The following is a 21,039-nucleotide window of genomic DNA, read 5'->3' on the forward strand; positions in this document are numbered from 1 at the left end:
TCATTGAACGACCATGTATTCTTTTACGAATGATTTTCCCCTAAACAGTGTTTCAGGCAGACCTTTAGAGGTGCCTCTATTTTTGTGCGCTTCTTCATAAGCTTTAGATTGCTGCCAATTTATAAAGTCAGCATGTGATTTCCACAGTGTCATAACGATGTAAGGATCTTGGTGAAGGGGGCGCAGAATTCGAATGCCGTTAAAGCCAGGTTCATTTTCAACAAGGCCAGCACGGTTCTGAAACCGTTCTTCAAACAGAGCTCTACCTTCATCTGAAACGGGAATATGGTTCATAACGACGAAACCAGCCCCAGTTAAAGATCCTCTTTGATTAATGACTTCATATTCATGTTTTTCTGTAAATGGATTCTCTCCTTCTGTTTCGAAAACAAGAGCAGAATTCGAATCACCTTCTAGCAGGATAGCTTGATCGTATTTTTCTTGATAGGTCGCTAAATAGTCTGAAGTCCCATATGTAATGTATATATTCATGCGAATCCCTGCCTTTTCATATTCATTTACCTATGTTTTACCCAACCGTTCGGCACATTAAACAGTGTAAGAATGTGGTTACTTGTAATATACTTTCCAACTAAGGGAAAATTATATAAAATGTACTTTTCGACCTAGAATGAAATGAGGGTTGGTTATGGTAAAGAAAAGTCTCATCGCATTGGGTGTTTTAATCGGTTCGCTTATCGTTGGTTTTTTTGCGTACTTGTTTATTATCATGGCTGGAGATTATGTAATAGATGAAAAGGCTCTTGTTATGGATTCTGCAACACTTCTAGTAACAGAGAACGGAGATAAAATAACAAAGATTTATGACGAGAATCGGGAAATTGTGAGTATAGAGGATATCCCCAAACATGTCCAAGAAGCGTTCGTCGCAGTAGAGGATAGCCGATTTTATAAACATAACGGAATTGATGTTAAAGCGATTTCCCGTGCGATCTATAAGGACATCTTAGCTGGAGGCAAAGTTGAGGGGGGAAGTACGATCACCCAGCAGCTTGCAAAAAATGTTTTTTTATCACATGAGAAGTCGTGGTTTCGAAAGACGAAGGAAGCGGTAATTGCTATAAATCTAGAAAGAAGATATCCAAAAGATAAGATTTTAGAGATGTATCTCAATCAAATCTACTTCGGACATGGAGCATACGGGATCCAGCTCGCAGCAAAAACGTATTTTAATAAGAATGTAAGTGATTTAACTGTGGCTGAAGGAGCGATGCTTGCCGGACTTCCGAAAGCGCCAAACTATTATTCTCCGCTTAAACATCCTAAGGAAGCGAAAGAGCGCCGTGATCTCATTCTTGCTTTAATGGAGAAACAAGACTATCTATCACCATCAGAAACCGTTAGGGCACAAGGGAAAACAATCGCACTTGATTTTCAGCAAGAAGAGCGTAATCCCGCGTATACAACGTATATTGATATGGTGATAAAAGAAGCGAAAGATAAGTATCAGCTCTCTAGAGAAGAACTGAGACAGGGCGGCTACAAGATTGTTGTACCGATGGATCCTTCAGCACAAGATGCGGTGTATAAAAGTTTTCAGGACGGCAAGTATTTTGTCGGTACAGGACAGGAAAAACCTGAAGGCGCGATGGTTTTAATGAATGGCAAAACCGGTGGGCTCATTGCTGTTCAAGGCGGACGCAATTATGTAACAGAAGGGTTGAACCGCGTGGAAGTTAACCGGCAGCCAGGCTCTACCTTTAAGCCTCTATCTGTATATGGACCTGCACTAGAATCAGAAAAATATAAACCATATTCCATGCTGCGAGACGAGGAATTAAGCTATAACGGTTATGAACCGAAAAATTATAACGGCAGATATGAAGGTGAAGTATCAATGGTCGATGCGATCTCTCACTCGGTGAACTCATCTGCCGTCTGGCTTTTAAATGAAGTTGGTATTTCAAACTCGAAAAATTATTTAGACCAGCTTGGCATGCCGATTGAAGACAAAGGGCTCGGAATCGCACTCGGCGGTATTGACCAAGGGGTAAGCCCTCTTCAGATGGTAAAAGGATATCGAAGTTTTCTTCATGAAGGCAAAACGGTAGAACCTTTTGTGATAAGCAAAATTTATAACAATGAAGGCGAGCTTATCGGTAAAGCGAAACGCGAAGAAAAGAAGGTGTGGAAAAAGCAAAACGCATGGTACATGACGCGCATGCTTCAGCAGGTCGTGAAGAACGGAACGGGATCTGATGGATCTGAAAATATGGAGATCGCAGGGAAAACAGGGACAACAAACTATCCGAACGTTGAAAAAGGAAATAAAGATACGTGGTTTGTAGGCTATACTCCTGAAGTCGTTGGTGCCGTTTGGGTCGGTTATGACCGAACAACGAAAGAAACCTATTTGAACAGCGGAAGCGCTCTTCCTACGCTATTATTTAAACAAGTGATTAACGGAATGCCTTCTCAAAAGGGATTAACATTTAAAAAGCCAGATGGTGTGAAGGATTTAGAACCTCCGATCGATTTGATAGAAATTAATGACCTCCGTGCGGCGTTTGGAATGGGTGATTATGGAATGCCTTCTGTTAAGCTGAACTGGACACCATCTAGAGATGAGCGGCTACAGTATAAGGTTTACTCGGTAAACGAAGGAGAAACAACACTTTTAGATACAATAAAAGGAAAGGGAGAATATTTAGCTTCGGGCAAGAATTTGTTTACGCTTCCTGACTTTTATGTGGTGCCTTATAACCCACTTACGAAACAAGAAGGAGAACCATCAAATGTGGTGTCGATCTCCCTTTTTCCGGGGTTTGGTGACGACGGTGATAAGAAAGAAGTAATGGCAAAAGAAAAGTCTAGTAAAGGGAAAGAGAAAAAGAAAAAGAAGAATGATTAAGCTGTGGAAGATGGAGGGTTTTAGCAATCCATCTTCTTTTTTGTAGGCTAGCGGGGAAGGGATTCATCGCTAGCCCCGTGTAAAGGGAGCTTCCTGGAGAGCTGAAAAAAAGCCTGTATAAAAGAGCAATAAAAAAGATAGGCACCCGGCCTATCTTTTTTACTTCACTCTAGGAAGCTACATCAATTCCCGAATGGACTTTTTACTTCAACTGTGAAAGGCACGTTTGCACCTGTATAAAGGCCAACATAAATATAGGATGTTCCGCCTGGTACTACACCTGATTCATTTGCACCGGCTGTTGCCATACTGCCGATCAGATTAAATGCAGAGTCATAAAAATAAACATCCAGATCGTGAGAGCCGCCATCAGGGCCAGACACTGTAACATTGTGAAGTCCATCACGGTACTGCTCTGGAAGACTCACTACATATCCATCCACCCCTTGTGAAGCGGGCTCAGGATTCTGAGTGGTGATAAATTCGTTTTGTGTCACACTGCCTGTGGCATTCAAGTCAGCAAGGCTTCCGATGCCTGTAGCCGGGTTACCTGATAGAATAATACCTTCAGCCTTAAAAGGGTCTGTTACGACTGGAGGCAATGCTGAAACTTTTGAAGAACGTTCTGCAAACACTTGAACCTCAGCTACTTGTACATTTCCTAAAGAGTTATCCTGAGCACTTTTCGCGATGAATTTCACGAAATTTGCTTTCACTGGTTCTGCTAGATTAAAGGTTTTATAATGCAGATCAGGTGTTGCAGGCCGAGGTTTTCCTGCTGTAAATGTGCCGTCTTTTACCGTGGTCCAGTTTTCACCGTCAAGTGATGTTTGGACGGTAAAATCTTTTAATGCCGAAAAGCGAGCCTTTGCGATGTCTTTAAATGCACTGATTTGAACACTTGATACAGTAGCTGGTTTGTCACCAGCTAAATCCACGACGAACTCGGCCCCGTTAAAACCTTCTTCCTTCGTTTGTGAAGAGAACACCGTTGCTTCCGTATCATCTAGTGCATTTTTTGCAGGATGTGTATCTGTTTGATCGGTCACAGAAACGAGCTCAGCCCCATTTGCTGCTGATGCAAGGTTAGGAGACAGATTCACATTAAGGGATTCAATTTTACCGGCGGTGATGGCTACATCTTTAAATGTTGTAGAACCAAAACCTCGAGCTTGAATGGTAACATCATATGTTCCTGAAACCATCGGCAGGCTAAAGCCACCTTTATCACTTGATAAAGCAACAGGACTAGTGCGTGCTTCATATTGTCCGATAATGATTTTGGCATCCTTTACCGGTTTATTGGTAGAAGCATTGATAATTTTTCCTGCAAGCATGCCATTTTGTCCTGTAACAGGATGATCGTATGCAGGTTTTGGATCTGTATCGTCACCTGACTGTGATTTTGCCGAAGCACCGAGTCCGCGCTGTGAAAAAGCCTTCCAAAGCAGATCATAATGCTCTCCGCCATAACGGTCTTGATCAGCAGCAATGATGGCTGTGCGCATGTCATCCATTGATGGATCCGGTGCTGAGATCGGCATAGCGTCCATTATGATGTGTTCTGCAACAGTTTCTCCTTTTTCTTTTCCGAGTTCGGCTATTAAGCTATCTCTTACGTGCCATAAGATGGCTGCCCATATTTCACCGTCAGCGTGAACTTCTGGTCCGACGATATCAAAGCCGATATCACCAAACTGCAGGGGAGCATCGTCAAGCGCCCAGCTTCGGATACCGCGGTCTGGATTCCCTGTCACATATGCACCGACAACAGGGTCTTTTTGAAGACCGTTTTTCACAAGGTAATGCATTCCGAACCAGTCACCCCAAGCTTCGCCCATTGATCCAGCCTGGTGGCTGTTAAGAGATTCGCCTCCTGCTACATAACGATTGGAAAGGGCATGGCTGTATTCGTGATAGATGATTCCTGCATCAAAATCGCCATCTGTATATTCTCCTTCAAATGCACCTTTAATCGGTTCCCATAGAAACATACCGCTCCAAGCTGGGATTCCATCTGGAAGTGTAAGCATATAAGCATTATCACGACCCGTATAAGTCGGTTCTCCACCTGAAGCCGCACCAGCCTGTACAAGTCCTAATATGGGGTCGCCTTCCATGCCGCCTTTACCAAAATTTGAAGCTTGAAGGTTTCCTGCTGATTCTGTCCACCCAAGTTTATAAAAGTAATCGTGGAACACGTTGTGATGGTAGAACAGATTCGTAGAAGCACTATCCGCATCTTCTGCATAGGAAGGCGGGAGAATTTGTCCGTGTGTTTCGTTCCATGTGTTTTTAAACGCATATTTAAATTTCCCGAGTGGATTTACAGGTCGGATTAATCCAGCCCCTTCTGGAACGAGAAAGTTGCTCCAATTTACATAAGTATCTGCGTTATTTCCGAGTGTTGTAATCCCTGCGTCAGTTGCTGGTAAAAGCCAGCCTTGAGGAGAAGCAGCCGGATCTCCATTAAAGGACTTGAGGACCTGTTTTCCACCTGAAGCAGCACCGGGATAATTTTCAAAGATCAGCCCTTCAGGATCAAGGTTATGAACGAGAGAACGTTCAAAAAGCGTCTCGCCTGTTACCCCATCAATTACAACTTCTTTACCTTTGTTCAATTTTTCAATAAAAAGTACTCGATATGCTGGCCGGACGCCATCAGGTGTAACAAAAGAGGATTTTTTTACACGCTGTACGGTTGGAAGTGATCCGCCCGCGGCATATTCTTCCCATCTATGCTTGGTCCCATTTAAAGAAGGTGTATAACTTAAATTCGGTAGATGTTCTTTTACTACTGATATAAGAGCTTCCTTGCTTGATAGCTTGTGTGCTTCATCGAGTTTAGAGGCCTTGGAAGTATTTGAGGCAACGGAGAGGATGCGGCCGTCTTTATTAACGGCAATGATGATTCGCCCGCCGTTTGCCGATTCAATTCCAGAGAACGACTGCTGAAACACGACCGTCTGAAGATCGTTTCCTGGGATCTTGTGGTTTTTAATGATAGAAAGAGAATCTATTTGTTCTGAGGTGATTCCAAAAACTTCAGCGTTCGATTTCAGCCAGTTTCGCGCAATGGTTTCACTATTATAGCTCGAAGGAGGGGTTAAATATCCTTTATTTTTTGTTATAAAAGAAGGTGTGCCAAATGTTGAATTCCAAGAAATTTTTGTGCCGGACCCTGATGATTGGATGAGTTCATTTGCTGCTTGAATTTGTGTATCGGCGGGCATGACAGCAGGTAAATCTTTGCGGATATCAAAGGCTTCGTGCTGATGTTCACCAGCTTTTTTTGATAATTCGTCTTCAGATAAAGCATTAACAGGGAGGCTGGAACTACCAAGTAGCTGGGAAGCGAGCAGAGCAGAACTTAAAAATGTTCTTGTTAACGTTTTTTTATTTAAGGACATTACGATCACTCCTTTATTGAATTTTCTGACTTTTATTACCGTTATTAAACAATTGAACATAAGTCGAGTCAATTACTTAGCTGAAAGATAGTGCTTTCCCTCATGAAATTTAGACTCAAGTTATAGGCCAGGCATACAACTAAAGATATAGGGAGGGTGAAAAACCTTCCATTTTGCCAAAATCATGACAATTGAGCTGATTGCCTATACTTTTATTATGAATTCCCTTACAATGTGTATGGATATTGACGTTAAAGGTTTTAAGTTTCAGTGGCTAGGAGATAACAATAGTGCTGCAAGCTTTTGGTCTTGGATAGAAAGGTGTGTACGTTTTGACAATGAATGAAGAGTTTTTGAAAGCGTGTCGTAAGGAGAAAAATTCACATATTCCAGTATGGTACATGAGACAGGCGGGCCGTTCCCAGCCAGAGTACCGTAAATTGAAAGAGAAGTATTCATTATTTGAAATCACACATAGACCAGAGATATGCGCTGGCGTTACGAAGCTGCCGGTTGATCAGCATGGTGTAGATGCAGCCATTCTTTACAAAGATATTATGTCTCCTGTCCCTGCAATTGGCGTAGATGTAGAGATTAAATCAGGTATTGGACCGGTGATCGATAAGCCTGTTCGAACACGTGAAGACGTAGAACGGTTAGGGACAATTAACCCTGAAAAAGATGTTCCGTATGTTCTGGATACGATTAAAATTTTGCGTCAGCAATTAGAAGTGCCTCTTATTACATTTGCTGGTGCTCCGTTTACACTTGCGAGCTATATGGTTGAAGGCGGACCTTCACGCGATTATCATAAAACAAAGCAGCTGATGTACTCAGATCCTGAAAGCTGGTTCATGCTGATGGACAAGCTCGGCGATATGACGATCTCTTATGCAAAAGCACAAATCGCTGCTGGTGCACAAGCGTTTCAGATTTTTGATTCATGGGTAGGTGCATTAAATGCGGCTGACTACAGAAAATACATTAAGCCTGTTATGCATAGAATTTTCTCTAGCCTGCGCGAAGAAAACATTCCGTTGATTCTTTACGGAACAGGCGCACGCCATTTAGTAATGGAGTGGAACGAGCTGCCGATTGATGTGATCGGGCTTGATTGGAGATTATCTCCGAGAGAAGCGCGTCAGATGGGTGTTACGAAGGCACTTCAAGGAAACTTAGATCCTTCTATTCTACTAGCTCCGTGGGAAGTCATCGAAGCACGTACAAAAGAAATATTGGATGAAGGTATGGAAGAGCCTGGATTTATCTTTAATGTGGGTAAAGGAATCTTCCCAGAAGTAAACATTGCGACATTAAAACAGCTGACCACCTTTGTCCACGAATACACGTCTAAAAAACTAGGGTGATAAAGAGTGAGTAATAAAAAAACAGGTCTATTAATAATGGCGTATGGAACGCCAAGAAGTCTTGATGAAGTTGAAAGCTATTATACGCACATTAGACGAGGTCGCAAGCCTTCTCCTGAACAACTTCAAGAACTAACAGAACGGTACGAGCAGATCGGCGGAATTTCACCGCTTGCTAAGATTACAGAGGAGCAAGCTCAAAAAATTGAAGAAGAAGTGAACCGTCGCTTTTCTGATCGTGAGTTTAAAAGCTATCTAGGATTAAAGCATATTGATCCATTTATTGAAGATGCGGTGCACCAGATGAAAGAGGACGGAGTTGAAGAAGCGGTAACTTTGGTTCTAGCTCCTCACTATTCAACGTTTAGTGTGAAGTCATACAACGGACGTGCGGTTGAAGAGTCTGCAAAAATTGGCGGTCCGTCATTTGTAACCATTGATAGCTGGTATGACGAACCAAAGTATGTTCAATATTGGGCTGACGGTATTAAACAAACGTTTCATACTATTCCTGAAGATGAACATGACAAAACAGTTGTCATATTTTCTGCGCATAGTCTTCCAGAAAAGATTCTTCAAATGGGGGATCCGTATCCCGCACAGCTTCAGGAAACGGCTGATCTCATTGCGGAAAAAGCAAATGTTCCGCACTATACGATCGGTTGGCAGAGTGCCGGTAACACACCTGAGCCGTGGATCGGACCAGACGTTCAGGATTTGACAAGAGATCTTTATAACGAGCATGGCTATAAACATTTTATCTATTGTCCAGTAGGTTTTGTTGCGGACCATTTAGAAGTTTTATATGACAATGACTATGAGTGTAAAGTGGTCACGGATGAGTTAGGTGTCAACTATTATCGTCCTGAAATGCCGAACGCAAGACCTGAGTTTATTGACTGTTTGGCAACGGTCATTGAAAACGCACTAGCAAAAGAAAGAATGTGACAGAAATGAGCGAGCGAAAGCACGTTATTATATTGGGCGGCGGCATAACAGGTTTAGCCGCTGCCTTTTATGTTCAGAAATATGCGAATGAAACTGGTAAGCAAGTAACCTTTACATTGCTTGAGGGAAGCGAACGCCTTGGCGGAAAAATCGATACGATTAGAGAAGATGGCTATGTGCTAGAACGAGGTCCAGATTCCTATCTTGCCAGAAAAACGGTCATGACAGATCTCATTCATGATGTGGGTCTAGCTGATGAACTTGTATCGAATGAAACAGGTCAAGCGTATATTTTGCATAACATGAAGCTTCATCCGATTCCAGAAGGAGCTGTGATGGGGATTCCGACAAAAGTCATGCCATTTGCGTTTACACCGCTCTTTTCTCTTGCAGGAAAAGCTAGAGCAGGTTACGATCTTGTCCTGCCTAAACGAAGTGATGCAGACCGTGATATTTCAGTAGGTCATTTTTTCAGAAGACGACTTGGTGATCAAGTGGTTGATCGACTCATCGAACCTTTATTATCAGGCATCTATGCTGGCCGAATCGACCGCCTCAGTTTGCAATCTACTTTTCCACAATTCATAGAAACAGAAAAGAAGTATAGAAGCTTGATTTTAGGGATGAAAAAGTCTCAACCCCAAAAACAAAAATCGTTAAAGCCTCAAAAGAAAAAAGGTGCGTTTTTAACACTAAAAGGCGGATTGTCCTCATTCATAGAAGCTCTGTCAAAAGCCTTGCCAGAAGATTCGATAAAGACTGGTGTTAAGGTTCAGGATGTTGTGCGTCTAGAAGATGGAACATATTCCGCGCAGATGGAAGACGGTTCATCTGTTATCGGTGATCATGTGATTGTGACAACTCCTTATGGAATCACAAAAAAAATATTCGATGAATCTCTTTTCCCAGTAGGTTTTCATGATACAAAGCCTACTTCTGTAGCGACCGTCGCGATGAGTTTTAATGAGGAAGATGTAAATTTTTCTTTAGACGGTACAGGTTTTGTTATCGCTAAAAGTGAGAAGACCTCTATTACGGCTTGTACGTGGACAAGCCGAAAGTGGCCGCATACGACACCAAAGGGCAGTGTAGTACTCCGCTGCTATGTGGGACGGGCCGAAGATCAGGATATTGTTCACGAAACAGATGAAGTTATTTTAGAAAAGGTATTGGACGACTTGAAAAGAATTATGGGTGTTGATGCCCGTCCGAAGTTTTACCATGTTTCCAGGATGATCGATTCCATGCCCCAATATGAAGTCGGTCATAAAGAACATGTGAAAAAGCTGCGCACCACGTTTAATGAAAAGCTTCCAGGTGTTAAATTAGCAGGAGCTCCATATGATGGTGTTGGCTTGCCAGATTGTGTGAACTCTGCGAGAATGGCTGTGGAATCTCTATTGACGCGTTAGGGAATGTCGCCTTAGCTTTTTTGAGTATTTCGGGGGCATTTCAGGGAAGTAGGGAGTGCGGAATTTGTCGAGGATTGTAGACTCGTCGATAAATGCTAAAAACTTTTGGATTGAGAGCCAAATCTCGTGGATAAACAGCCAGAATTTCTGGATTGCGTGCTGAAATCTGGATTAGAAAAATTGAATACCCCGCTGCGTATTAGGAAGAAAGTTTTAAGATTAAAAGTATATCATACAGCAAATAATTAAACGACAAATGGATATGTTTGTCGTTTTTTATATTTTCTTGGAGAATGTTTCTGCTATACTGAAGGAAGAAAAAAGGGAAGGGGAGTATTATGCAGGCATTTATTGAACCGTTATTTGTAAATATTGCAATCATTTTCTCCTTTACGCACCTTCTGAATATGTTCTTTCCCCTTCATCCTGGTGTTATTCCAAGTTATAAAAACCAAATTATCTTTGGTTTGATCAGTGGAGCAGGAGCACTGGTTTGTATGCTGTTTCCTATTGAAACCCTCCAAGATTCTTACTTCGATCTGAGAAATGTGCCCATCATGATCGTAACCCTTTATGTAGGCTGGCTGCCTGGGGCGATCTGTTCATTGATTGTACTTATAGCAAGAATAGGTATGGGTGGGGACCTTGTATGGCTTGGAGTCGTTTTAATTTTCTTGGCCTATATCATCTGTTTGATCTATCATGGATTTTTTGATGAAGACAAACGCAGATGGATTTCTACCATGTACATTGCACTTGTTTATACGTTGTTTTATATACTGTTCATTTACTCGTATTTAGATTTTCTCACGATTGATTTTTATGTGGTTTATTTTTCAAGCTTTTTGATCGCATTCTTTTCTTGTATCTTTTTAATCGAGAGACTAGTAAAGATCAATATGCAGTTAAAAGAAACTGTTTATTTAGATAAACTAGCCGTTGCCGGACAGATGGCTGCTGCGATTGCACATGAAGTTAGAAATCCAATGACGACGATCAGAGGTATGATTCAGTTTCTAGGCAGTACAACAACAGATGAAAAGCTTAAGGAGCATTCACCCCTCTTGATTGAAGAGCTGGATAGAACGAACAAGATTATTACAGATTATTTATCGATGGTAAAACCTGATGTTCCAAAACTTGAAAGAGTTGAGCTTGAGAAGGTTTTAATGGATGTGATATCTCTTACGGCTCCATACGGTTCGATCAACAATGTGGAACTAACCGCCAGTGAGATTGGTTCATACAAGGTTTGCATCGATGAACCAAAGTTGAAGCAAGGTTTAATGAATATTATTAAAAACGGTATTGAAGCGATTGAGGAAGGCGGAACGATCCATCTGTATCCATACAAAGTGACAAAAAGGAATATTACCATTGCAATTGAAGACAATGGTAAAGGTATGACAGAAGAGGAACTTGAGCAGATCGGTCTTCCTTTTTATACGACTAAAGCAAAAGGCACGGGTCTCGGCATGATGGTAACCTATAAACTGATTCAGGATATGGGGGGGAAACTTCGGTACGAAAGTGTACTTAACGAAGGAACGCGAGTATTGCTAACATTGCCGTTATGTACGAAATCAAGTGGGTTGGTTGACGAGGGGGTAGAATAAATGGATCGCAGAAAAAGTATTTTGGAAGCAGCAGAACGTTCTTTTTCCATGTTTGGCTACAAAGCAAGTACGGTAGATCAGATTGCTAAGATCGCCAACGTCGGAAAAGGAACGATCTACACATTTTTTTCTAATAAAGAAGAGCTGTTTTCTGAAATCATTACGAACTTGGTAAAAGAAACAAAATTGGCTGCATCTGCTGCAATAAAAGAAGACCGTCCTTTTTATGAAAATTTGCATGATGCGCTATATGAAGTCATAGAACTTCGGAGAACGCATCAACTGGCCGTTAAACTTTCACAAGAAGTGAAGGAATTAAACACTTCACCGGTCACAGATGCTCTGCAGAGAATTGAAAAAGCGGTCTTAAGTTTTGTTCAAAAAGAACTCGACAAAGCGGTGGAGAAAGGTGAAATCAAAGAGTGTCCGACAGAAATTGTGGCTTTTATGATGGTTAAACTATATATTGCTCTTATTTTTGATTGGGAACGTGACAACAAGGCTCTGCATAAGGAAAAAATGCTAGAAGTACTTGAGATGTTTGTGATGGATGGCTTAAGAAAATCTTAGTGTTGCAGAACCAAAAAAAACGTGATATATTTACTCGTGACCAATTTTCAATTTCGGTCATTTTTCTAAAAGTGGAACGTAAGAGTTCTCTTTTTTTGGAATAAAATGACCATTTGACTGATATAGTCATTCAGTATTCAGGAGGAGTGAAAAACGTGCTTAAAAGTATCGGAGCTCAATTTAAAGCGGTATTTTCAAACAGAAAAATCGCTGTACCGGTCTTGGCAGTTCTTTTTATACCTGTGTTATACAGCGGAATGTTTCTATGGGCGTTCTGGGACCCGTATGACAAGATGGAAGATCTGCCGGTTGCCGTAGTCAATCAGGATGAGGGTTATGATTATAACGGAGAAAACTTAGCTGTTGGAGATGAATTTGTTAAAAAGCTGAAAGAAAACCCGCAGTTCAAGTGGAAATTTGTAAGTGAAGAAAAAGCAAAACAAGGACTCGAACATAACGATTATTACATGATGATCGAGATTCCAGAAAACTTTTCAGAAAATGCAACATCTTTATCAGGCAGCTCGAACAAAAAACCAGAAATCATCTATACACCAAACGCAGGCTTTAACTTTTTAGCGGCGCAGATTGGTGGAACTGCCGTTGATAAGATGAAAGAAAGCTTATCCAACGAACTAACCAAAACGTATGCTGAAGTTATGTTTGATCAAGTTGAGCAGTTAGCGGGCGGTTTGGAAAAAGCTGCAGACGGTTCGAATCAAATAACAGATGGTCTGAAGAAAGCATCAACTGGAAGTGGTGAACTTGCAGCTGGGATGGAAGAGAAAACACCACAGATCAATGAACTAAGAAATGGTGCAGCTACTTATCAATCAAAAATGACTGAGTTTGATAACGGAGTCGATAAATTGCTTGCAGCTCACAAACAGCTTGCTGCAGGTCAAGGGCAGCTGAGTAACGGTGCACAAGCGTTAAAAGGCGGACTTAGTCAAGCGACAGCAGGATCTGAAAAAATCAAGGACGGCAGCCTTGCACTACAAGGCGGTGCCGCTAAATTATCGAGTGGTGCGAGTACACTTGCGGGTTCTGTAAACGAATGGAACGCAGGTGCACAAAAAGCAACAGCAGGGTCGAAACAATTAGAACAGCAGATCAATGCCTTGATTCAAAACCAAGGAAACATGACAGATGAACAAGTTGCAGCTGCTTTAAAACAGCTTGCAGCTGCAAGTAATGGCATCAATAAAGGATTAGATGGTCTAACTGCTGCAACAGGCAAGATTGCAGGAGGTGCCAACGAACTTTCAGCAGGCGCAAAAAAACTTAGTGATTCACAGACAGCTGTGGCACAAGGAGCAGAACAGCTTCATAACGGCCAGTTAAAATTAGTTAATGGAGTGGATCAGCTTGCAAGCGGTCAAGCAAAAGTAAACGAGGGCACACAAACGTTTCAATCTAAGCTTGGTGAATTAGCATCAGGTTCACAGCAGTTATTGGCTGCCAGCGGAAAAATTGCAGATGGAACGACAACTGTAGCATCAGGCTGGCAAGAGGTTACAGGTCACGTAAAAGAGATTCACAACGGCGAACAAAAGCTTCTAGATGGAAGCGGCAAGTTATCGTCTTCACTTAGTGATGCAGCAGATAAAACTGGGGAACTTGATCCGGACAGTGAAATGTTTGAGAGAATTGCGAACCCTGTGTCTGTAAAAACGAATAAGTTTTCTGATGTTCCGAACTATGGTACAGGATTTGCGCCTTACTTCTTATCACTAGGGCTTTTCGTGGGGGCACTATTAATGTCCATCGTATTCCCATTACGTGATAAAGCAGGTGAGCCGCGTTCAGGATTTAGCTGGTTCGCTAGTAAGTTCACTTTCTTAGCGGTAGTCGGTGTCGTTCAGGCACTCATTGCTGATGCGGTGTTGCTATACGGACTGAACATTGAAGTGAGTAACCTAGGTGCGTTTCTAGGACTTAGCATCATTACAAGCTTAACGTTCTTGGCTCTCGTACAATTGCTTGTGACGGTCTTAGGAGACCCTGGAAGATTTGTAGCGATCATTATCTTGATCCTTCAGCTTACAACAAGCGCAGGAACATTCCCGCTTGAACTGATTCCGAATGGTCTTCAAGGCTTTAACATCTGGCTTCCAATGACATATTCGGTAGCAGGCTTTAAAGCAGTGATCTCGAGTGGAGATATGAGCAGCTTCATCTCCAACATGTGGGTTCTAGTCGGGTTCATGGCACTTTGTATGGTTGGAACATGGATCTATTTTGCGACAAAAATAAGAAAAAAGAATACTGCTGATGAAGTAGCAGCAGCTTAAATAGTATGAGAACACCTGAAGGGATTAATAGCCTTCAGGTGTTTTTTTGTGCTCGTCCAGCGGCTGATAAGCAGGCTGGACGCGATTCTAGACTTTTACGAGCGATTCCTAAAAATAAGAATTTAGGTTTGTCAGAGCGCTATTCTCTCCAACGGAACTACTGCTCCCAAGCTTTAAACTGCCACTTTAAAAAAGACGTTTTCAAGTTAGCAAGCAAGGGAAATATAAAAAAAGGACATTCTAATGGATGCAGCTTACATATGACATAAAGGAGAGAACCGCATTTGATTACTTTCAAAAACGTAGGGAAAAAGTTCCCTGACGGTTTTGAGGCCTTGAAGAACATCGACTTTCAAATTAAACAAGGGGAGTTAGTCGCGTTAATTGGCCCAAGTGGTTGTGGTAAAACAACAACCATGAGAATGATAAACCGTTTGATTGAGCCATCAAAAGGAACGATATTAATTGATGGAGAAGATATAGCAAAACAAAACCCCGTTGAGCTGAGAAGGAATATCGGATACGTAATCCAGCAGATTGGACTTCTGCCTCACATGACGATTGAAGACAACATTTCGCTTGTCCCGCGTTTAAAAGGATGGGAAAAAGAAAAGTATGATGGCAGAGTAGATGAATTGCTTGATTTAGTCGGCTTAGATCCTAAGACATTCAGAAAACGTTATCCTTCTGAGCTAAGTGGCGGTCAACAGCAGCGTATTGGCGTTATTCGTGCTTTAGCTGCTGAACCCCCAATCATCTTAATGGATGAACCGTTCTCAGCGCTTGATCCGATCAGCCGTGAACAGCTGCAAGATGAGCTTGTTAAGCTGCAGGATACGATTAAGAAAACAATCGTATTCGTCACACATGATATGGATGAGGCGATTAAGATTGCAGACAGGATTGCGATTTTAAATAAAGGTGAGATCATCCAATTCGATACACCAGAAAGAATATTGCGCCATCCTGCCAACGATTTTGTAAAAGGGTTCATTGGCGAAAATCGTTTGTCTAGAGAGGATGCCTCAATGCCTGAAGCGGTAGATTTAATGAGGCCGAATCCTGTTACTGCAAGAGTAACAAGAGGTCTTGCTGAGGCATTAAAGATGATGAAACGATATGGTGTAGACAGTCTTTTAATCACAGATCAGCAAAATAAACTGCTCGGGATCACGACGCTGGAAACAATTGAGCATCATTATCCTGAGGAAGATAAAACAGTCGGGGACCTTATGGAAAAAGAGATCATCTCTGTTGATGTCTCTGCCACATACACTGAGGTAGCTGAAATTTTTGCTACGAACGGAGTCCATATGATTCCTGTACTCGAAAACGATAAGCTAGTCGGATTGATTACAAGAGCTTCGATGATGCGTGGACTTGCTGGGCTAAACATATCCGCACAAAAACCTGTTGAGGGAGGTGCGGGCATTGAATAATTTCTTTTTAACGATGAAGGATACTTTTGTAAATAGATGGCCTGAAATACTAACAGGACTTCAACAGCACTTATTTCTGTCGCTCGTATCCATCCTAATCGCTGCAGTAATCGCAGTTCCGCTTGGGATCTTTATATCAAGACGTAAGCGTGTAGCTGAACCCGTTATCGGAGTTACAGCAATCTTTCAAACGATACCGAGCTTAGCCCTGTTTGGATTTTTGCTTCCTGTATTCGGTATCGGCAGCACAACGGCAATCATTGCTTTAACCGTTTACGCGCTATTGCCTATTTTAAGAAACACGTATACAGGTATTACAGGCGTTGATAAATCTGCCGTTGAAGCAGGTAGAGGGATGGGGATGACGAATTCTCAGATACTACGTATGATTGAACTTCCGCTCGCCTTGCCAATCATCATGGCAGGTCTTAGAACAGCAACGGTATTGACGATTGGTGTTGCGACACTTGCAGCGTTTATCGGGGCAGGCGGACTTGGAGATCTCATCTATCGTGGGCTTTCTACAACACGAAATGAGCTAGTATTAGCAGGAGCCATTCCAGCAGCATTACTTGCTATTGTATTTGACTTTATTCTTAGACGGATCGAATTAGCAACAGAGCCGAAAGCTTCAAAAAAGCGCGGTTCGTGGAAACTGCCTGTACTTATCGGTGTACCGATTGCAGCACTTGTTCTTTTCTTCGCACTGCGCGGTGGTGATGAGGATGCGATTGTGATTACAGGTAAGAAGTGGACAGAGCAATATATCCTTCCTTATGTGATCTCTGAATATGTGAAAGATAAGACAGACTATCCTGTCGTTGTTAAAGAAGCAATCGGTGAAACGCCAATATTAACAGAAGCAATTAAGAAAGGTGACATCGATTTATACGTGGAATACACGGGTACAGGATATTTAACGATTTTAAAAGAGAAGTATGATCCTGGCATGACGCCTGACGAGATATATAACGCTGTAAAAGAAGGATATGCTAAGGAATACAACTTGAAGTGGACAAAGCCGCTTGGTTTTGAGAATACGTATGCTGTAGCACTGAATCCTGAGACAGCGAAACAAGTAAATGTCAAAACGGTTTCTGAATTAGCACCAAAATCGAATCAGCTTTCATTTGGGGGTCCAACGGAGTTTTTTGAACGTGAAGATGGCTATTCGCCATTTGTGGAAACATACAATTTGAACTTCCAATCGAAAAAGAGCTTGGATCCGAATTTAATGTACACGGCCGTAAAAGAAGGAAAAGTGGATGTCATTCCAGCATATACAACAGATGGGAGAATCCCTCGCTTTAACTTAAAGACATTAGATGACGATAAAAAATTCTTCCCGCCATATTATGCGGTTCCTGTTGTAAGAGAGGAAACACTGAAGAAGTATCCGAAGCTTGAAGGCGTACTTAATGAGCTTGAAGGTAAGATTTCAGAAAAAGATATGGCTGAAATGAACGCGAAAGTAGATTTGGATAAAGAAGATCCGCGTAAAGTTGCTCAAGATTTCCTAAAAAGCAAAGGATTAATTAAATAAGGTAAAAAAACTGGACTCTTTAGGGGGTCCAGTTTTTTTGTAGCATATGTAATTAAGTCTTCTTCTCAACAAATTAAGTCTTAAGACCGGTCAATTAAGTCTTAAAGCGAGCGAATTAAGTCTAAACAACACCCAATTAAGTCTTAAATCAAAAATAAAGGCGATTCGACAATTTCCCATCCGAACAGACCAAATAATAAAAGCCAGCACACCTAAAGTAGGGAGCTAGCTTTCTAACTATAATACTTTACTCAGAAACGCCTGCGTACGCTCATGCTGGGCATTGCCGAACAACTCCGACGGAACGTTTTCTTCGACGATATAACCGCCATCCATAAAGATTACTCGGTCGCCAACTTCACGGGCAAAGCCCATCTCATGTGTTACAACGACCATCGTCATGCCTTCGCGAGCGAGGTCCTTCATCACTTCAAGCACTTCACCGACCATTTCAGGGTCTAGAGCAGATGTTGGTTCATCAAACAGCATGATTTTTGGATCCATCGCAAGTGCACGCGCAATGGCAACACGCTGTTTTTGACCTCCGCTAAGCTGTGAAGGATAGGCATTTGCTTTATCTTGCAAACCTACTTTAGCGAGCAGCTTTAGTGCTTTGTCACGTGCTTGATCTTTATTGGTATTTTTTACCTTTAGTGGTGCAAGCGTTACATTTTCTAGAACTGTTTTATGTGGAAAGAGGTTAAATTGCTGAAACACCATTCCCACATCTTCACGGATTTTATTAATGTTTGTTTTCGGATCCGTAATATCTGTTCCGTTAACCAATACTTGGCCGCCAGTAATGTCTTCGAGTTTATTGATACAGCGGAGAAAAGTACTTTTACCTGAGCCAGAAGGGCCGATCACGCATACAACTTCTTGTGGTTTAATTTCTGCATTGATGTCTTTCAGAACCTCGAGATCACCGAAGGACTTTTTTAAATTTTTTACTTTAATCATGGTCCGGCTCCTTTCAATTCAAACAAATTCTGTATGTATTTTATCATAAGTTCGTTTGAATCGGTGTATCTCCTGCTTTATTGGAAATCTTTAAATGCAAAACTTTCTGAAAAAAAGGATTGACCAGTGAACAATTGGTGAACTATACTCTGAATATGAAAACGATTTCATGATTTCGATTCCACAATTTTTAAGAGGAGAATCTGATGGCAACCATTCAAGATGTGGCGAAAAAGGCAGGATTATCCCGCACGACCGTTTCAAGGGTGATCAATGAACATCCTTATGTGACGGAAGAGAAAAAACAGCTTGTAACACAAGCGATGCAAGAACTGAATTACGTGCCCAATTCATCAGCAAGAAGGTTGAGGCGGCAGCAGACAGAAACGATCGCTGTCTATGTACCGCGAATCACTAACCCGTTTTTCAGTCACCTTGTTGAAGTGATGGAGAAGGAAGCGGCCAAAAAAGGCTATCAGCTTATTTTGTGTCAAACCCGTTACCGGAAAGAGCAGGAGCGAAACTTCCTAGAGCTTTTAAAAACGAAGCAAGTAGATGGTCTGATCTTAACTTCTATTGAGAACGATTGGAGTGAGTTCGAACCCTATTTATCGTTCGGTCCGATTGTCGTATGCAATGAGTATTCGGATACGGCTCAAGTACCTTCAGTGTACTTAAATCAGATCGAAGGAAGCTACTTAGGAACGAAGCACTTGATCGATCAAGGGTACACAAAAATTGGTTATTGTACGGGTAACCACAAAAGCTCCAGAATTTCGAAAGACCGAAAGATTGGTTTTCTGAAAGCTCTTGATGATGCTGGCATCGCGATGAGGGAAGAGTGGTTCTTCTACAATGCTTATAGTGTGCAGGACGGTTTTGACGCATTTAAAGAATTGAGTAAGCTTGAGGATCCGCCGCATGCTGTTTTTACGGGCAGTGATGAAGTTGCAGCGGGCATAGCAAAAGCCGCATTTGATGCAGGGTGGAAAGTACCTGAAGATCTAGCAATAATCGGTTTTGATAATCAGCCTCTAGCCGAACTGATGAATTTGACGACGGTTGAACAGCCGATTGATACCATCGCCCGTCAGGCAATGAATCTGATGGTTGAAGCGATTCAGTCGAAAAAGCAACTGAGACGCAAAGAAGTTATTCTGCCTTTTCAGTTAATCAAACGGTCCTCGACTTAAAAAATTTTTTTTCGAAGGAATGTAATCGTTTACAAAACAGGAGTATTGGGGGAAAAACAATGAAAAAGCTTAAGAAGATCTCAAAAGTGATTTCTACTTCACTAGCGCTGTCACTTGTACTTGCAGCTTGTTCAGATAAAGAAGAAGGCAGCAGCAGCAAGAACACAGGCGGCGATAAAGACGAAAAAGTAACAATCGTTTATGCACGTGGTAAGGATGATACACAAGGGACTACAGCAATGGTGGAAGCTTTTGAAAAGAAATACCCTAACATAGACGTGAAATTTAAAGAGATGCCTGCAGATACTGGGAAACAGCATGATGCGTACGTAACGGCATTCAACGCAAACTCTGATGAGATCGACGTTATTGACCTTGACGTTATCTGGCCGGCTGAATTTGCACAAGCAGGATTCTTGATGCCTCTTGACCGCTTTATGGAAAAAGATGGAGTCAATCCAGAAGATTATAACCAAGGAGCAATCAGTGCTTCTAAATTTAAAGGCAAACAATGGGCGCTGCCTAAGTTTATTGATGCGGGAATGCTTTTCTACCGTACAGATTTAGTTGATGAAGGTTCTGTTCCAAAAACGTGGGATGAGCTTTTAGCAAAAGCGAAAGAAACAAAAGGCCAAGGCGGAACTCAATTCGGTTACTTGATGCAAGCGAAGCAATATGAAGGACTTGTATGTAACGCTGTTGAATTTATTGCATCATACGGCGGACAGATCATCGACGAAAACGGTGAGGTCAAAGTAGATTCTCCAGAAGCGATCAAAGGGATTTCTAAACTTGTTGAAGTTGTAAACTCTGATGTTGTACCGCAAAACATCACAACGTTTGCTGAGCCTGAGTCTCACACGGCATTCATTAATGGACAAGCTGGACTTATCCGTAACTGGCCGTACCAATTCGCACTAGCTAACGATGAAAAGCAATCTAAAATCGTAGGTAAAGTAGGAGTAGCTCCACTTCCAGCAGGTGATAAAGGTTCTGCTGCAGCGCTTGGCGGCTGGATGGCTGGTATCAACAAAAACACGAAACACCCTGAAGAAGCTTGGAAGTTCTTAAGCTTTATGGCTGGTAAAGAAGGACAAAAGATCGACGCGATCAAAGGCGGACATGCTCCGACAATTCTTTCTCTTTATGAAGACCAAGAAATTTTAGATGCAAACCCTTACTACAAAGATGAAGGATTTGTAAAAGCTCTTGAAGCAGCAGTATCTCGTCCGGTAGCACCGAACTACCCTGAGATCTCTGACATCATTCAAGTTCAAATCTCTCAAGCGGTAGCAAAAAAGATCACACCAGAACAAGCAGCTAAAAACATGCAAAAAGAGATTTCAGAAAAGCTAGTGAAGTAAGGAAAAGTAAATGATTGAGGGGTATGCCTTTCTGTAGGAAAGGCTCCCCTT

Annotated in this window: 14 protein-coding genes; 11 read left to right on the top strand and 3 right to left on the bottom strand. The window is 41.9% G+C overall.

Annotated elements, in window-relative coordinates:
* Nucleotides 1-492: an antibiotic biosynthesis monooxygenase family protein gene (locus AWM68_RS08730; RefSeq protein WP_066240022.1), complete on the bottom strand. Its 492-nt coding sequence runs from the start codon at nt 490-492 to the stop codon at nt 1-3.
* A gap of 157 nt (nt 493-649) precedes the next feature.
* Between AWM68_RS08730 and AWM68_RS08735 the strand changes: the two genes are divergently transcribed.
* Nucleotides 650-2,872, top strand: coding sequence for a transglycosylase domain-containing protein (locus AWM68_RS08735; protein WP_082820639.1), 2,223 nt, complete (start codon nt 650-652; stop codon nt 2,870-2,872).
* Nucleotides 2,873-3,054: 182 nt separating this feature from the next.
* On the opposite strand, the gene AWM68_RS08740 is transcribed toward AWM68_RS08735, so the two are convergent.
* On the bottom strand, nt 3,055-6,282 hold the full coding sequence (locus AWM68_RS08740; RefSeq protein ID WP_066240025.1) for a M36 family metallopeptidase: 3,228 nt from the start codon (nt 6,280-6,282) through the stop codon (nt 3,055-3,057).
* A gap of 338 nt (nt 6,283-6,620) precedes the next feature.
* Here AWM68_RS08740 and hemE point away from each other — a divergent pair, with 338 nt between their 5' ends.
* From hemE to AWM68_RS08780, 8 genes are all read left to right on the top strand, one after another.
* Complete coding sequence (gene hemE / locus AWM68_RS08745; RefSeq protein ID WP_066240099.1) at nt 6,621-7,649, top strand: uroporphyrinogen decarboxylase; 1,029 nt, start codon at nt 6,621-6,623, stop codon at nt 7,647-7,649.
* Nucleotides 7,650-7,655: 6 nt separating this feature from the next.
* Nucleotides 7,656-8,597 carry a ferrochelatase gene (gene hemH, locus AWM68_RS08750; RefSeq protein WP_066240029.1) on the top strand — a complete coding sequence of 314 codons (942 nt, stop codon included), beginning with the start codon at nt 7,656-7,658 and terminating at the stop codon, nt 8,595-8,597.
* Nucleotides 8,598-8,602: 5 nt separating this feature from the next.
* Nucleotides 8,603-10,009 (top strand): protoporphyrinogen oxidase, encoded by a 1,407-nt coding sequence (gene hemY / locus AWM68_RS08755; protein WP_066240105.1) that lies wholly within the window; start codon nt 8,603-8,605, stop codon nt 10,007-10,009.
* 338 nt (nt 10,010-10,347) lie between these two features.
* Nucleotides 10,348-11,625 (top strand): ATP-binding protein, encoded by a 1,278-nt coding sequence (locus AWM68_RS08760; RefSeq protein WP_066240032.1) that lies wholly within the window; start codon nt 10,348-10,350, stop codon nt 11,623-11,625.
* Entirely contained in the window at nt 11,626-12,195 is a 570-nt protein-coding gene (locus tag AWM68_RS08765) for a TetR/AcrR family transcriptional regulator (protein WP_066240035.1), read from the top strand.
* A 155-nt stretch (nt 12,196-12,350) separates the two neighbouring features.
* Nucleotides 12,351-14,489: a YhgE/Pip domain-containing protein gene (locus AWM68_RS08770; protein ID WP_066240038.1), complete on the top strand. Its 2,139-nt coding sequence runs from the start codon at nt 12,351-12,353 to the stop codon at nt 14,487-14,489.
* A 284-nt stretch (nt 14,490-14,773) separates the two neighbouring features.
* On the top strand, nt 14,774-15,928 hold the full coding sequence (locus AWM68_RS08775) for an ABC transporter ATP-binding protein (protein WP_066240041.1): 1,155 nt from the start codon (nt 14,774-14,776) through the stop codon (nt 15,926-15,928).
* The gene (locus AWM68_RS08780) at nt 15,912-17,471 is read left to right on the top strand and encodes a glycine betaine ABC transporter substrate-binding protein (protein WP_419865579.1); all 1,560 of its coding nucleotides are present in this window, start codon (nt 15,912-15,914) and stop codon (nt 17,469-17,471) included. The genes AWM68_RS08775 and AWM68_RS08780 overlap by 17 nt, the downstream gene beginning before the upstream one ends.
* Nucleotides 17,472-17,708: 237 nt before the next feature.
* On the opposite strand, the gene AWM68_RS08785 is transcribed toward AWM68_RS08780, so the two are convergent.
* Nucleotides 17,709-18,431, bottom strand: coding sequence for an amino acid ABC transporter ATP-binding protein (locus tag AWM68_RS08785; protein WP_066240045.1), 723 nt, complete (start codon nt 18,429-18,431; stop codon nt 17,709-17,711).
* 206 nt (nt 18,432-18,637) lie between these two features.
* On the opposite strand from AWM68_RS08785, the gene AWM68_RS08790 reads away from it, so the two are divergent.
* Both AWM68_RS08790 and AWM68_RS08795 read left to right on the top strand, forming a co-directional pair.
* The gene (locus tag AWM68_RS08790; protein WP_066240047.1) at nt 18,638-19,624 is read left to right on the top strand and encodes a LacI family DNA-binding transcriptional regulator; all 987 of its coding nucleotides are present in this window, start codon (nt 18,638-18,640) and stop codon (nt 19,622-19,624) included.
* Nucleotides 19,625-19,683: 59 nt separating this feature from the next.
* The gene (locus tag AWM68_RS08795; protein ID WP_066240052.1) at nt 19,684-20,988 is read left to right on the top strand and encodes an ABC transporter substrate-binding protein; all 1,305 of its coding nucleotides are present in this window, start codon (nt 19,684-19,686) and stop codon (nt 20,986-20,988) included.
* Nucleotides 20,989-21,039: the final 51 nt, after the last annotated feature.

The sequence above is a fragment of the Fictibacillus phosphorivorans genome (assembly GCF_001619875.1).
Taxonomy (GTDB): domain Bacteria; phylum Bacillota; class Bacilli; order Bacillales; family Fictibacillaceae; genus Fictibacillus; species Fictibacillus phosphorivorans_B.

Coding starts and splice junctions, on each gene's coding strand:
- AWM68_RS08730 (WP_066240022.1), bottom strand. CDS start 492: ATGAATATATACATTACATATGGGACTTCAGACTATTTAGCGACCTAT.
- AWM68_RS08735 (WP_082820639.1), top strand. CDS start 650: ATGGTAAAGAAAAGTCTCATCGCATTGGGTGTTTTAATCGGTTCGCTT.
- AWM68_RS08740 (WP_066240025.1), bottom strand. CDS start 6,282: ATGTCCTTAAATAAAAAAACGTTAACAAGAACATTTTTAAGTTCTGCT.
- hemE (WP_066240099.1), top strand. CDS start 6,621: ATGAATGAAGAGTTTTTGAAAGCGTGTCGTAAGGAGAAAAATTCACAT.
- hemY (WP_066240105.1), top strand. CDS start 8,603: ATGAGCGAGCGAAAGCACGTTATTATATTGGGCGGCGGCATAACAGGT.
- AWM68_RS08760 (WP_066240032.1), top strand. CDS start 10,348: ATGCAGGCATTTATTGAACCGTTATTTGTAAATATTGCAATCATTTTC.
- AWM68_RS08765 (WP_066240035.1), top strand. CDS start 11,626: ATGGATCGCAGAAAAAGTATTTTGGAAGCAGCAGAACGTTCTTTTTCC.
- AWM68_RS08785 (WP_066240045.1), bottom strand. CDS start 18,431: ATGATTAAAGTAAAAAATTTAAAAAAGTCCTTCGGTGATCTCGAGGTT.
- AWM68_RS08790 (WP_066240047.1), top strand. CDS start 18,638: ATGGCAACCATTCAAGATGTGGCGAAAAAGGCAGGATTATCCCGCACG.
- AWM68_RS08795 (WP_066240052.1), top strand. CDS start 19,684: ATGAAAAAGCTTAAGAAGATCTCAAAAGTGATTTCTACTTCACTAGCG.